Source organism: Cytobacillus sp. FSL M8-0252, from assembly GCF_038007345.1.
Lineage (GTDB): Bacteria > Bacillota > Bacilli > Bacillales > Cytobacillaceae > Cytobacillus > Cytobacillus kochii.
Window position 1 is genome coordinate 3,466,739 of sequence record NZ_JBBOWZ010000001.1, and the last position, 14,767, is coordinate 3,481,505.

General features: G+C 36.5%; 13 protein-coding genes and 1 riboswitch. Of the genes, 1 reads left to right on the plus strand and 12 read right to left on the minus strand.

Annotated features, from left to right (window positions below):
• Nucleotides 1–227: 227 nt before the first annotated feature.
• The 3 genes from sdhB to MKX83_RS17470 all read right to left on the minus strand — a co-directional run bounded on the left by sdhB (nucleotide 228) and on the right by MKX83_RS17470 (nucleotide 3,466).
• Nucleotides 228–1,001 (minus strand): succinate dehydrogenase iron-sulfur subunit, encoded by a 774-nt coding sequence (gene sdhB, locus MKX83_RS17460; RefSeq protein WP_095372351.1) that lies wholly within the window; start codon nucleotides 999–1,001, stop codon nucleotides 228–230.
• Nucleotides 1,002–1,033: 32 nt separating this feature from the next.
• Nucleotides 1,034–2,785, minus strand: coding sequence for a succinate dehydrogenase flavoprotein subunit (gene sdhA / locus MKX83_RS17465; protein ID WP_095372350.1), 1,752 nt, complete (start codon nucleotides 2,783–2,785; stop codon nucleotides 1,034–1,036).
• Between the two features lie 72 nt (nucleotides 2,786–2,857).
• Nucleotides 2,858–3,466, minus strand: a complete 609-nt coding sequence (locus MKX83_RS17470) for a succinate dehydrogenase cytochrome b558 subunit (protein WP_095372349.1) — start codon at nucleotides 3,464–3,466, stop codon at nucleotides 2,858–2,860.
• 447 nt (nucleotides 3,467–3,913) lie between these two features.
• On the opposite strand from MKX83_RS17470, the gene MKX83_RS17475 reads away from it, so the two are divergent.
• On the plus strand, nucleotides 3,914–4,390 hold the full coding sequence (locus MKX83_RS17475; RefSeq protein ID WP_341056714.1) for a YslB family protein: 477 nt from the start codon (nucleotides 3,914–3,916) through the stop codon (nucleotides 4,388–4,390).
• Between the two features lie 97 nt (nucleotides 4,391–4,487).
• Here MKX83_RS17475 and MKX83_RS17480 read toward each other — a convergent pair whose 3' ends face one another.
• The 9 genes from MKX83_RS17480 to MKX83_RS17520 form a co-directional block, all read right to left on the minus strand.
• Nucleotides 4,488–5,717 (minus strand): aspartate kinase, encoded by a 1,230-nt coding sequence (locus MKX83_RS17480; RefSeq protein WP_095372348.1) that lies wholly within the window; start codon nucleotides 5,715–5,717, stop codon nucleotides 4,488–4,490.
• 154 nt (nucleotides 5,718–5,871) lie between these two features.
• Nucleotides 5,872–6,052, minus strand: a riboswitch (Lysine riboswitch).
• Nucleotides 6,053–6,121: 69 nt separating this feature from the next.
• Complete coding sequence (uvrC, locus tag MKX83_RS17485; protein ID WP_251162600.1) at nucleotides 6,122–7,894, minus strand: excinuclease ABC subunit UvrC; 1,773 nt, start codon at nucleotides 7,892–7,894, stop codon at nucleotides 6,122–6,124.
• A 142-nt stretch (nucleotides 7,895–8,036) separates the two neighbouring features.
• Complete coding sequence (gene trxA / locus MKX83_RS17490; protein WP_341056718.1) at nucleotides 8,037–8,354, minus strand: thioredoxin; 318 nt, start codon at nucleotides 8,352–8,354, stop codon at nucleotides 8,037–8,039.
• Between the two features lie 230 nt (nucleotides 8,355–8,584).
• On the minus strand, nucleotides 8,585–9,562 hold the full coding sequence (locus MKX83_RS17495) for an electron transfer flavoprotein subunit alpha/FixB family protein (RefSeq protein WP_095372345.1): 978 nt from the start codon (nucleotides 9,560–9,562) through the stop codon (nucleotides 8,585–8,587).
• A 39-nt stretch (nucleotides 9,563–9,601) separates the two neighbouring features.
• A complete protein-coding gene (locus tag MKX83_RS17500; RefSeq protein ID WP_224935805.1) occupies nucleotides 9,602–10,375 on the minus strand; it encodes an electron transfer flavoprotein subunit beta/FixA family protein in 774 nt (257 codons plus the stop codon).
• Between the two features lie 211 nt (nucleotides 10,376–10,586).
• Nucleotides 10,587–11,360 carry an enoyl-CoA hydratase gene (locus tag MKX83_RS17505; protein WP_322909655.1) on the minus strand — a complete coding sequence of 258 codons (774 nt, stop codon included), beginning with the start codon at nucleotides 11,358–11,360 and terminating at the stop codon, nucleotides 10,587–10,589.
• A gap of 25 nt (nucleotides 11,361–11,385) precedes the next feature.
• Nucleotides 11,386–11,970: a TetR/AcrR family transcriptional regulator gene (locus MKX83_RS17510; RefSeq protein WP_095372342.1), complete on the minus strand. Its 585-nt coding sequence runs from the start codon at nucleotides 11,968–11,970 to the stop codon at nucleotides 11,386–11,388.
• 234 nt (nucleotides 11,971–12,204) lie between these two features.
• Nucleotides 12,205–13,911 (minus strand): AMP-binding protein, encoded by a 1,707-nt coding sequence (locus MKX83_RS17515; protein WP_322909656.1) that lies wholly within the window; start codon nucleotides 13,909–13,911, stop codon nucleotides 12,205–12,207.
• A 380-nt stretch (nucleotides 13,912–14,291) separates the two neighbouring features.
• Nucleotides 14,292–14,699, minus strand: coding sequence for a DUF350 domain-containing protein (locus tag MKX83_RS17520; protein WP_095372340.1), 408 nt, complete (start codon nucleotides 14,697–14,699; stop codon nucleotides 14,292–14,294).
• Nucleotides 14,700–14,767 lie beyond the last annotated feature (68 nt).

Genomic DNA, 14,767 nt, shown 5'->3' on the forward strand with positions numbered 1-14,767 from the left:
TCGTGTTTATTTATAACAAAAATTCTACATTTTTTGCCAAAAATAAGCTGAAAGTACTTTCTTCATTCATCAATTAATAGGTATTTTGTTTTATTATTATGAATTTTCAGTACGAATTGCTTAATAACTATTAAAATATTGCTCCTTCAAACGAAGATCACACTCTTACCCTTTTACTGGATAAAAAAAACACTGAGGCTATAAGCCTCAGTGTTCTATAAAATCTATTACACACGGTCACTTCCAAAGAAGTTTTTGAAAGATTGTAATGTTGTATCACGGTTAAGCGCGGCAATTGATGTTGTTAAAGGAATACCTTTAGGGCAAGATTGCACACAGTTTTGTGAGTTACCACAGTTAGCAAGACCACCGTCACCCATAATTTCCTCTAAACGATCTGCCTTATTCATTTCACCCGTTGGATGAGAGTTGAATAAACGCACTTGAGAAAGTGGTGCCGGTCCGATAAAATCAGATTTGCTGTTTACATTTGGACACGCTTCTAAACATACACCACAAGTCATACATTTTGATAATTCATAAGCCCATTGGCGTTTTTTCTCTGGCATACGAGGCCCTGGACCTAAATCATATGTTCCATCAATCGGAATCCATGCTTTTACTTTTTTCAATGAATCAAACATGCGGCTACGATCAACTTGTAAATCACGTACTACCGGGAATGTTTTCATTGGTGCTAAACGAATTGGTTGTTCTAATTGGTCGATCAGAGCTGTACAAGATTGACGCGGTTTGCCATTAATGACCATAGAACAAGCTCCACAAACTTCTTCCAAACAGTTCATGTCCCAAGTAATTGGTGTTGTATGCTCCCCTTTTGTATTTACCGGGTTTCTTCGAATTTCCATTAGAGCAGAGATCACATTCATATTTGGACGATAATCAAGTTCAAATTCTTCTACATAAGAATCTGAATCAGGACCATCTTGTCTTGTAATTTGAAATAATACGGTTTTAGACTTTACTGCTGCTTCTGACACGATTAATTACTCCCCTTTCATCGAGTTTTCTCTTAATGTTTCGTTGTATAGTCACGTTTACGTGGCTTAATCAAGCTGATATCCACTTCATCGTAATGGAATTGTGGCGCTGATTTGCCATCAACGAATTTAGCCATAGTTGTTTTTAAGAATTCATCATCATTTCGATCAGGGAATTCTGGTTTATAATGGGCACCGCGGCTTTCGTTACGGTTATATGCACCAATTGTAATAACACGAGCTAATTGAAGCATATTTTGTAATTGACGAGTAAACGCCGCCCCTTGGTTACTCCATTTTGCTGTATCGTTAATGTTGATATTTTCATATCTCTCTAACAATTCAACAATTTTAGCATCTGTTTTTAATAAACGATCGTTATGACGAACAACTGTTACATTATCAGTCATCCATTCACCAAGTTCTTTGTGAAGGATATATGCATTTTCTGTTCCATCAAGAGACATGATTTTATTCCATTTCTCTTGTTCTTGTTGAACTGCACCTTCGAATAATGAAGAAGATAAATCTTCACTTGATTTCTCTAATCCTTCAATATATTCAAGCGCTTTTGGTCCAGCAACCATACCACCATAAATGGCAGAAAGCAATGAGTTAGCTCCAAGACGGTTACCACCATGTTGTGAATAATCACACTCACCTGCAGCAAACAATCCAGGGATATTTGTCATTTGATCATAATCTACCCATAAACCACCCATTGAATAGTGAACAGCTGGGAAGATTTTCATTGGTACTTTACGAGGGTCATCACCTTGGAATTTCTCGTAAATTTCAATAATACCACCCAATTTAATATCTAATTCTTTCGGGTCTTTATGTGAAAGATCAAGGTAAACCATGTTTTCACCATTGATACCTAGTTTTTGGTTTACACAAACATCAAAGATTTCTCGTGTAGCAATATCACGAGGAACTAAGTTACCGTATGCCGGATATTTTTCCTCTAAGAAATACCAAGGTTTCCCGTCTTTATATGTCCAAACACGACCACCTTCACCACGTGCAGATTCACTCATTAGACGTAGTTTGTCATCTCCTGGTATAGCAGTTGGATGGATTTGAATGAACTCACCATTTGCATAATACGCGCCTTGTTGATAAACGATTGATGCAGCAGAGCCTGTATTAATAATAGAGTTAGTTGATTTACCAAAAATAATTCCCGGTCCACCAGAAGCCATAATGACAGCATCTGCTGCGAATGATTGGATTTCCATTGTTTGTAGGTTTTGCGCTACTACCCCGCGACAAACTCCGTCATCATCAATGACAGTTCCCAAGAACTCCCAACCCTCATATTTTGTTACTAACCCTGCTACTTCGTGACGACGCACTTGCTCATCCAATGCATAAAGCAATTGTTGACCTGTTGTCGCACCAGCAAAAGCAGTACGGTGATGCTGTGTTCCGCCAAAGCGTCTAAAATCTAATAACCCTTCAGGTGTACGGTTGAACATAACACCCATACGGTCGAATAAGTGAATAATTCCAGGTGCTGCTTCTGCCATTGCCTTAACTGGAGGTTGGTTAGCTAAGAAGTCACCACCATAAATTGTATCATCAAAGTGAATCCAAGGAGAATCCCCTTCACCTTTTGTATTTACTGCTCCGTTAATACCACCTTGGGCACAAACAGAGTGAGAACGTTTAACCGGCACTAAAGAAAATAATTCTACTTGTCCGCCAGCTTCAGCAATTTTAACAGTTGCCATCAATCCGGCTAATCCGCCACCGACAACAATAACCTTTCCTTTACCCATATCTGACTCACTCCCTTAATACTAATACCTCTAAAAAAAACCGAACAAATTATAGAAAAATGTATGTATTCATTACACGAAAGCAAAAATAGCACGAATACCTACAATTGATAATGCGATAAAAATGACTAAAGTTACATAAGTTGAAATCAATTGTGATCTAGGAGATACGGTAATTCCCCAGCTTACCATGAAGGACCATAAACCATTTGCAAAGTGGAAAATTGCAGATAATACACCAACGATGTAAAATGCTAACATGAATGGGCTAGACAAAATATCAGCCATCATATCATAATTTACTTCGGCACCGAACATTGCTGCAATACGAGTCTCCCAAACATGCCAAACGATGAAAATCAATGTAATTACACCGGTTACACGTTGAACTAAGAACATCCAGTTTCGGAAAAATCCGAATCTTGAAGTGTTATTTTTTGCTGTAAACGCAATGTAAAGACCGTAAATTGCATGATATAACAAAGGTAAGAAAATAATAAATATTTCTAGGAAATATCTAAAAGGAAGACTTTCCATGAAATGTGATGCGCTATTAAATGCCTCTTCTCCCCTAGTTGCAAAATGGTTCACTACTAAGTGTTGGATCAGAAAGACCCCAACAGGTATAACTCCAAGTAATGAATGCAATCTGCGATTTAAAAACTCTCGATTACCCGCCATAAGTTTACCCCCTTGAATTTGTAGCATGACACGCTGAATATGTACATAACAAATCCTTCGCATCACTAAGAAAATGCAAATCATTTTCAAAACATTTATATGACATGTCCATTTTACTCCCATCGCCCATTAGCGTCAAGAAAACGGATACAGATTTTGTCGATATTACGAAAATTTTTTCTATTCTAGTTTCACTCAAAAAACCAATGATATAGTTTTTTCAACCCTATTTGGCGGTATATTAAAATAGCTTAAATCACGCAATAATATTCATATTTTACGCATAAAAATGCATTTACATTAGATTATTATTAGTGTTAAGATTATTCCCATAATTTACACCAGTTTTACAAACTAAAAATTTTTCCCTTTTCACTGTACGTATTCGTTTTTTCCAAGTAAATTGTATATATTAGACTTTATGAAAGAGGGGAGATTTAGCATAATATGCCATCTCAAGAAGCCCAAATAGAACAAACCGAAAACATGGCAGAATCAATTGAACCAAACAAAGAAATGATTTCATCCTTTGGCTATGAATTAATTAGAGAAGAACTTTTACATGATTTACTAGGTAAAGACGCACCAGATATCTTATACTGGGCAGGCAAGAGACTAGCACGTAAATATCCTCTTCAAACAGAAGAAGACTTATTCAGCTTCTTTGTCGAGGCTGGTTGGGGAAAATTAACGAAAAACCTCGAAAACAAAAAAGAAATCGAATACGAGTTAACAAGTGAAGTCATTCAAAAGCGCTGTAAAGAAAATACTCACGCAACATTCCAATTAGAAGCTGGTTTTATTGCTCAACAAATCGAACAGAAAAAAGAAGTGATTTGCGAAACATTCGAGCACCCACGTAAAAAAGGTGGAAAGGTCCTCTTCACAGTCAAATGGGATAAAAAGGACTTTATCCACACCTAATAAATATACCCAACAGTAAAAAAAATCCAAACATCATTCTTTTTAAGGCGTTTAAATGGTGTTTGGATTTTCCTATCTTATACTACTGCTAGCTCATTTAATTTTTTATTAAATCCCCAGCTAAATTAAACGTTTGATGTAAAGCTTGAGCAGCATTTAACATATGCGCTTGGTCGATCACAGCCGAGACCTTTATTTCAGATGTACTGACCATCTTTACAACGATGTTATTAGCAGCTAATACATTAAACATCTCAGCTGCTACTCCAGGATTTGAAATCATTCCTGAACCGACAATCGAGATTTTCGCCAATTGTGATTCCCATTCAATCTGATCATAACTTAATGCTTCTCGATTTTTTTCTAGTATTTTTACAGTCTCTGTAAGATCTTGGTTTTTAATTGAAAAAGATAAGCCTGATGATTTATCATCTGTAATACTTTGTATAATAATATCAACATTTATATGTTCTTTCGCCAAGAGTGAAAAGATGGATGAAAGGCTTATTAAAGGGTCTTTAATCCCTAGTACAGATACCCTTGTAATATCATCTTCAAAAGCAACCCCTCTAACAACTAAGTTCTCTTCCATTTCCGCAACCTCCTCTATAATTGTACCTTCTTCTCGTTCCATACTAGAACGTACTTCAAGCTTTACATTGTAATTTTTTGCAAACTCAACTGCTCTTGGATGTAGAACGCCTGCACCAAGATTAGCTAATTCAAGCATTTCATCGTATGAGATAGATGGAAGCTTTCTTGCATTTTTTATATAGCGTGGATCAGTTGTGAATACACCTGTTACATCGGTGTATATATCACATTTGTCCGCTTTTAATACTGCTGCAAGAGCTACGGCTGTTGTATCAGAGCCACCCCGACCTAATGTCGTTATTTGGCCAGTCTCACTTAAACCTTGAAAACCCGCTACGATAACAATTCTCCCTTTCTTTAACTCTTGTGAAACAGGTTTTGTGTCAATATCAGTGATTCTTGCGTCACCATGTACTGATTCCGTTTTAATCCCTGCTTGCCAGCCCGTATAGGAAGTTGCCTCATAACCTTTTGAATTTAGTGCAATTGTTAATAAAGAGATCGTAACTTGCTCACCTGTAGATAACAACATATCCATTTCTCTCTTACTCGGAGCGGGTGATAATTCTTTTGCCATACCAACTAATTGATCAGTCGTTTTGCCCATAGCCGACACAACAACAACGATATCATTACCATTATTTTTTTCTTCAATGACACGGTTGGCTACATTTTGAATATGATCAACCGAGCCTACGGAGGTTCCACCAAATTTTTGTACAATTAAGCCCACTTTTCTCCCCTACTTTCAAGTCATTCGTTTTTATTCCCTGCCGCCTGTATGTACAACCAACACATTTCTACCCATATTCGGCATAAAAAAAAGCAATGAGATGAAACCCATCCCATTGCTGTGTAGTCAAACGTATGAACAATCTACGTACACACAGTGAGATAGCCCTCCAAGACAGATAGTCTTGACAATCCTGCATTTATTCAATGCAGAACCAGCGAAGAAAATATTGAGTCTTTCTTCACTTCGGCGAATATTCCCTTTCAAAGTCCTTCAAACGAAGCTCAATCTTCTAAGGAACTTTTACTAATGAAACTCGCACCTCTACCTTCACTTTCAAGTTAAAAAGTGATTTGATATAAAGTTAAAAACACTATACCATATTTGTTTTTTTCAGACAATGTCTATTCATGTAACTTTTCATAAAGTTCTTGTGCAACTTTTAATGGTAAGCCAGATTCCCTAAGGTCTTCTACACTAGCTGATTTCATTTTTTTTACAGAACCAAAATCTTTTAATAACTGCTTTTTTCTTTTTTCCCCAATACCATCAATTTCATCAAGAAGTGACTGAAATGCACTCTTTCCACGAACTTGTCTATGAAATGTAATCGCAAATCGATGCACTTCATCTTGAATACGTTGTAATAAATAAAATTCCTGGCTATTTCGAGCGAGGGGAATGATCATTAATGGATTTCCATAAAGAAGTTGAGATGTTTTATGCTTATCATCTTTGACTAATCCTGCTAGTGGAATATCTAAACCGAGTTCATTCTCAAGCACATCTCGAACGACTTCAACATGTCCTTTTCCACCATCAATGATAATTAAATCAGGTAGGGGTAGCCCTTCTTTTAAAACCCGGCTATATCTCCGTCTCGTCACTTCCCTCATAGATTCATAATCATCTGGTCCTTTAACTGACTTAATCTTATATTTCCGATACTCCCTTTTTGCAGGCTTACCATCGATAAAGACAATCATTGCTGAGACAGCATCGGTACCCTGGATATTGGAGTTATCAAAAGCTTCAATGCGATAGGGTGTGTAAATTCCTAGCTCCTCACCTAAGCTTTCTATTGCATTCACCGTTCTTTTCTCATCACGTTCAATAAGCGAGAATTTTTCTTTTAAAGCAATCTTTGCATTTTTATAGGCAAGTTTCACTAGTTCTTTTTTTCTCCCTCTTTGAGGAATAAATATTTTTACATCCAAAAGCTGCTCAGCCATCGTCACATCAACAGAGTCTGGCAAGTAAATTTCCTTTGGTTTAAAATGATTAGCTTGTTCATAAAAACGGCCGAGATAGGTGAGCATCTCTTCTTCAGGCTCATTATAGATTGGAAACATAGATACATCTCTTTCAATAAGTTTCCCTTGCCTAATAAAAAATACTTGTACACACATCCAACCCTTATCAACCGCATAAGCAAACACATCTCGGTCAGTAAAATCCGTCATTGTAATCTTTTGTTTTTCCATCGTCGTTTCTATATGGATAATTTTATCTCTGAAATCTTTTGCTTTCTCAAACTCTAGCGCTGCGGACGCTTCTTCCATTTTCGTTGAGAGTTCTTTTTTGATCTCTTTATAACCACCATTTAAGAAGCGAGTAATCTCATCTGTCATTTGTTTGTATGTGTCAGATTTTACTTCATTTACACAAGGAGCTAGACATTGTCCGATATGGTAGTAGAGACAAACTCTATCTGGTAAGGTGTTACATTTTCTTAAAGGATAAAGGCGATCTAATAATCTCTTTGTTTCATTGGCCGCCTGCACATTTGGATATGGACCAAAATATTTACCTTTGTCTTTTTTTACTTTTCTCGTGGTAATTAATCTCGGATGTCTTTCATTTGTTAATTTAATAAAAGGATAACTCTTATCATCCTTTAACATGACATTATATTTGGGGTCATGCTTTTTAATTAAATTTAACTCTAATAATAATGCTTCCATATCGGAAGAGGTCACGATGTATTCAAAATCTTCAATTTCATTTACCAGCCTTAATGTCTTTCCATCATGCGAACCGGTAAAATAGGACTTAACCCGATTACGAAGCACTTTCGCCTTACCGACATAAATAATTGTCCCTTGGCGATCTTTCATTAAATAACAACCAGGTTGAGCAGGTAATAAAGGTAATTTATTTTTTATATTATCATTCATAATTAGCTGTCACATCCATACCTAAAAAGAATATCATTGCAGGAGGAAACCATACCCTTCTTACTGATTTTGCCATACTTGTACTGTAAAAAAACCCCGATCTTCTAAAAGTAGAAGCCGGGGTTTGTTTTTATGGTACTTCTTATGCACCATGTTTTTGAAGCAATTCAACTAATGCTTCTTTCGGTTGGAAACCAACCACTTTATCTACTTCTGCACCATCTTTAAATACGATGAGAGTCGGGATGCTCATAACACCAAATTTACCAGCAGTTTCTTGGTTATCGTCAACATCAAGTTTAACGATTTTTACTTTTTCTCCCATTTCTCCATCAATTTCCTCAAGAACTGGTCCAATCATTTTACAAGGTCCGCACCATGGTGCCCAGAAGTCTGCAAGTACAAGACCTGAACCAGTTTCAGCAGTAAAGTTTTGATCTGTTGCATGTGTGATAGCCATAATATTTATATCCTCCTAATAAATAACTAAAAAATCTTATCGAAAGTATATCATCGATTAATAATGGATGCTATTATTTTGCTCGTATAGATTACCCATTTTTTTATTGTATCATACTGAACCTTTAAAAAGGATTCAATGTCTATTTTATTCAACATTAATCTTTTTGCCAACATAGTAAAGAAGCGGATAGTATAAGTCTACCCGCTCATATCAGATGTAAACGAAAATTATGCATTTACAAGTAATTCTTTAAACTCTTTTGTTAGTAATGGAAGGACTTCGAATAAGTCGCCCACAATACCATAATCCGCTACTTTAAAGATATTCGCTTCAGGATCTTTGTTGATGGCAACAATAATCTTTGAATTGGACATCCCAGCTAAATGTTGAATCGCACCAGATATACCACAAGCGATATAAAGGTCCGGTGTAACTACTTTACCTGTTTGACCAATTTGAAGTGAGTAATCACAGTAGTCTGCATCGCATGCGCCACGTGAAGCTCCAACAGCACCACCAAGGACATCTGCCAATTCTTTTAACGGCTCAAAACCTTCTTCACTTTTCACACCGCGTCCACCAGCAACAATAACTTTTGCTTCAGAAAGGTCTACACCTTCTGTTGCTTTTCGTACAACTTCCTTGATGACTTGACGCAAGTTTTTAATTTCTACAGATAAAGATGAAACATCTCCATTTCTACTTTCATCTTTTTCAAGTGGTGCAATGTTATTAGGACGAATAGTAGCGAAAAGAAGTCCATCTGTTACAATCTTCTTTTCAAATGCTTTTCCTGAGTAAATCGGACGAGTAAAGACTAAGTTACCACCCTCAACTTCTAGATCTGTTACATCAGAGATAAGACCGGATTCTAACTTTGCCGCAATCTTCGGTGCAAGATCTTTACCTTGGGCAGTATGTCCGAAAATAATTCCTTCAGGATCTTCTTGATCAATAACGGCAAGTAAGGCTTGGGAATAACCGTCAGATGTATATTGTTTTAACAGTTCATCCTCAACTGTTACCACTCGGTCAGCTCCATACTGAATGAATTCAGCTCCTAAAGCGCTTACAGAATCACCAAACAAAACACCTACAACTTCTCCACCTTCAGCAGATGTTTTTGCTGCAGCAACTGCTTCAAAAGAAACATTTCGCAATGAACCTTCTCTTACTTCACCTAATACTAAAACTTTTCTAGCCATTATTATACCCCCAACGTTTTTATTCTTTTATGCTCACTATTAGACAACTTTTGCTTCGTTATGAAGTAGACTGACTAATTCTTTTACTTGACCCTCTAATTCACCTTCAAGCACTTTTCCAGCTTCTTTTTTCGGTGGTAGGGAGATTTCGATTGTCTTTGTTTTCGCTTCTACATCATCTTCGTCTAAATCAAGATCGTCTAATTCAATTTCGTCTAAAGGTTTTTTCTTTGCTTTCATAATCCCTGGTAAAGAAGGGTAGCGCGGTTCATTTAAACCTTGTTGTGCAGTGACAAGTAATGGTAGAGAAGTCTCGATTACTTCAGAATCACCTTCTACATCACGAACAACTGTAGCTGTTGTACCTTCAATATCTAACTTAGTGATGGTTGTGATATAAGGAATAGCTAATAGCTCCGCTACGCGTGGGCCAACTTGACCTGATCCACCATCGATCGCTACATTCCCACCAATAATCAAATCAACCTCTTTATCTTTAAGGAATTCAGCTAAAATTTTAGAAGTCGTAAACTGATCTCCTTCTTCAACGTCATCTTCTGTATTAATCAGTACTGCTTTATCAGCACCCATCGCTAATGCTGTACGAAGTTGCTTCTCAGCTTCTTCTGTCCCTACCGAAACAACCGTTACTTCACCACCATGTTCATCACGAACTTGGATTGCTTCCTCGATTGCATATTCATCGTAAGGGTTGATGATGAATTCTGCTCCATCTTCATTAATTTTACCGCCTGAAATCGTGATCTTTTCTTCTGTATCAAATGTTCTTTTCATTAGTACATAGATGTTCATGGTTTCGCCTCCTAATTTTACAAACATTCCATTGCTTCATAAGATTTTGACAAATAAAACTAAATTGTTGACTGAGCGTATGCTCAGTCTTACAATAACCTATTCCTAAAAATACTTTTCAAATCGATTATTATTTAACAATTTAAATTATTAAATCTATTATAATAGATTATGAACAAAATTGGTAATGAAAACGTTTATATTTAAAAAATTATTTTCCTGAGAAAACTGGATTTCGCTTTTCAACAAATGCAGAAATACCTTCCTTTGCATCCTCACTTATGAAAACTTGACCAAAAAGTTCTGCTTCCTTTTTCACCCCATCATAATAACGGTTGGATTTACTATAATTCAGTAATTCTAATGTTGCACCGACAGATACTGGGCTCTTTTTGGCGATTTTTTGTGCCATTGAATAGGCATTTTCTAACAGCTTTTCTTCAGGGTAAGCATGATTGGCTAAACCGAGTTGTACAGCTTCTAGCCCTGTAATTGGATCACTCGTTAAAATCATTTCAGCTGCTTTTGCCGTTCCAACAAAACGAGGTAATCGTTGTGTACCAGCAAATCCAGGAATTAATCCAAGCTGCAATTCTGGTAGTCCCATTTTTGTATTCTCAGCAACTAAGCGAATATGACAACTCATTGCAAGTTCCAGACCTCCACCTAAAGCTGCACCATGAATGGCTGCAATAATAGGCTTCTTGAAGGTTTCTATTCTCTCAAAGAGCGCTTGTCCATTTTCTGCTAGATGTGAGAAACCTTCACCACTTTCGATTGAAGTAAACTCCTTAATATCTGCTCCAGCAGAGAAGAAGCGGCCTTCTCCATGAATGAGGATCACCCTAATATCTTGGTTTGGCTCAATCTGATCCAGTACTTCACCTAATTCCTCAATCAACCCAGATGATAGTGCATTGGCAGGAGGGCGATTAATGGTAATTGTTGCAACTTCATTATCAATCTTCCAATTTAAGTATTCCACTTTTGCTTACCTCCATTACTTTTAATTACTGGCTTTTGCACCCACTGATTAAAAGGCGATGAACTTCGGGCGCTAACGCAGTTAAATCATATTTTTGATCATTCATCACCCATGTTGTGGCAGTTTCATCCATTGTCCCAAAGATCATCTGTCTAGCTAATCGGACATCGAGATTACTAGCAAACTCACCCGTTTTTTTTCCTTCGAGTAAGATTGAATCGATTAAGCCTAAATAACCTTTTAAGATGGCATTAATTTTTTGCCGTAAATCGATATTCGATTGCCTTAGTTCTAATTGTGTCACGATAGCTAAATGTTTGTCTTGAGATAAAATATGAAAGTGGGTTTCGACCATCATTAATAACTTCTCTGCTGCTCTTACTTTTCCTGCTATTTTCTCCTCAATCATTTCAACAAAGTGACCCATTTTGTTTTCAAAGAGGGAAATTAAGATATCTTCTTTGTTCTTAAAATATAAATAAATCGTCCCATCAGCCACGCCTGCCTGTTTGGCAATCTTTGAAACTTGTGATTGATGGTAGCCATTCTCAGCAATGACTATCACTGCCGCATCAATAATCTGTCTGTATTTTGGTTTGTTCTTCTTCAAAATCATTCTCCCCCTATATTACTCTTGCTCCTATCAAAGAGTATACCGGAATGGAGATACTCGTTTCCACCTAATCAACAGAACAACCATTCCGAATGATAAAAATGAATGAATAGTCATTCATAAAATTATATTATTATCTAATGATTGTTCTGTCAAGAAACTTTGCATAATTATTATGTTTTTAAGGTGGACAAGCTCTAGGTTTCAAAAAGAATGAGCCACTTGGCCCGATTATTTGATCGCCTCATTTTGCTCTTCAGCAAATTTCTTTTTATCTTCCTCAATTAAAGCTCTTCTCAGTATTTTTCCTACTGCTGTTTTAGGTAGTTCCTCACGAAATTCATAAATTCTCGGTACCTTATAAGCAGCTAAGTGTTTTCTAGCAAACTCATTTAATTCATCTTCTGTAATATGGACACCCTCTTTTTTAACAATATAAGCTTTAACTGTTTCTCCTCGGTAAGGGTGGGGCACGCCAGCTGCTACTACTTCCTGGACTGCTTCATGCTCATATAACACTTCTTCTATCTCTCTTGGATAAATATTAAATCCACCGGCGATAATCATATCTTTCTTGCGGTCAACCACATAAAAATAGCCATTTTCATCCATATACCCTAAATCCCCTGTTAATAACCAGCCGTCTTTTAATGTTTGTTCCGTATCATCTGGACGGTTCCAATAGCCTTTCATGACTTGTGGACCTTTTACACAAATCTCTCCAATTTCACCAACAGGTAAAAATTCGCCATTTTCAGTAGACATAATCTTTGCATCAGTGTCTGGCCAAGGAATCCCAATACTTCCCTTTACTCTCGGTTCATCCCAAAGGAAATTAGCATGTGTCACAGGTGAAGACTCTGTTAGCCCATATCCTTCTACTAATTTACCGCCAGTGATTTCTTCAAATTTTTGTTGGACCTCAACAGGTAGTGCCGCTGATCCACTGATACAGGAATCGATGGAAGAAAGGTCAAATTCTTTAATTTTAGGGTGATTCAATAATCCAATATAAATGGTCGGAGCACCTGGGAAAAGTGTTGGCTTTTGCTTCTGAATGGTCTTCAAGGTTGTTTCAACATCAAACTTTGGTAGTAAAACCATTTTGTTAGCTTCCATAATTGTTAAGATCATAACAGTTGTCATACCATATACATGGAAAAATGGCAATATCCCTAGAATAACCTCTTCGCCCTTTTTCGTTTGATATAACCATGCTTTACACATTGCAGCATTGGATACTAAATTTTTGTGGGTAAGCATAACTCCTTTCGGAAATCCAGTCGTCCCACCTGTATATTGTAATAGTGCTAAATCTTCATTGAATTCTATATCATATGTTTGAACTGGTCTTGCTTCACCTTTTAATATTTCTGTTAATAAGTGATAATTGCCTTCATGTCTGACATTGACTGATAAGCCATATTGCTTTTTCTGAATAAATGGATACACAATATTTTTTGGAAATGGTAAAAAGTCCTTGATAGCGGTTACAATTACATGTTTCAATTCTGTTTGAGGTAGTATTTTAGTCACTCTTGGAAAAAGTATATCCATTGTGATAATCGCAATCGCTCCTGAATCCTTCATTTGGAATTCAAGTTCTCTTTCCATATAAAGTGGATTTGTTTGGACCACCACTCCTCCTGCGAATAGAACACCATAATAACTTATGACTGACTGCGGGGTATTAGGTAACATGATAGCGACTCGATCGCCTTTCGTTATTCCGATACTTTGCAGGTAGCCTGCAACTTTTAGAGCGGATTCATAGACATAACGATACGTAAATTCTTTCCCCATAAAGTGAATGGCTTTTTTTTCAGGGAACTCATTTGCGGCAGCAACTAAAAACTCCTGAACAGGCTGTTCTGGATAGGCAAGTGTTGATGGGATTTCATTAGGGTACAGCTTCAGCCACGGTTTTTCTTCAGACATTTACGACCCTCCCCAAATATTATATTTTTAGAACATTTAAAATTGTTCACTTTTTATTATAATATACACTTGTAAGCAAGACAAATGAAATTATATAAATCTGTGCCTTATTTCCTAAAGATGCCTCTTTATCTTATGCTAAATAGCACAAACCATAGCCACCATGAGGGAAGGAGAAAAGTTGTATGAGTAAATAAAGTATGGCGCTCTTTGACTTAAAAAAAACTAGACAACCATTCGTTGTATTCCACATACGAATAATTGTCTAAATCTAATTAATGAATCAATTCCTTTATATCATAAAGATGACGCCCGCTAAGATAAATAATACGCATAATACAAGTAATATTTTTGCTAATCTCTCCATTCAATTACGCTCCCTAAGATATGCTCGCACCAATAATATAAGAAATTCCGATAGATAATATCATAGATATCAGTCCAACAGCAATATTATTATTTTGTATTTCATCATCTACTTTTATTTTCGGACTCATGAATTCAAAAACAAAATAAGCGACTAACAATAAAATAAAACCGAACACACCCCAACCAATCATGACAAGTAAATGATCATTATGCATAATCGAATGACGAAACACATTTGCTATCCCAAAAATCTTACCACCTGTAGCCATTGCCACAGCAACATTTCCTTTTTTAATCTCTTCCCAATTCTTATATTTCGTTACAAGCTCAAATACTGCTAAAAAGACAATCATACATAGAATAACCACACTAAAGTAGGCAGCGGTATGAACAAATTCATTTTCCCAAAACTGATTCATTTTATGTTCTCCCCAAAAATTTTTAATGAATTCTTTTTGTGCTTACATGTTTTTTCATCCATGTGTAA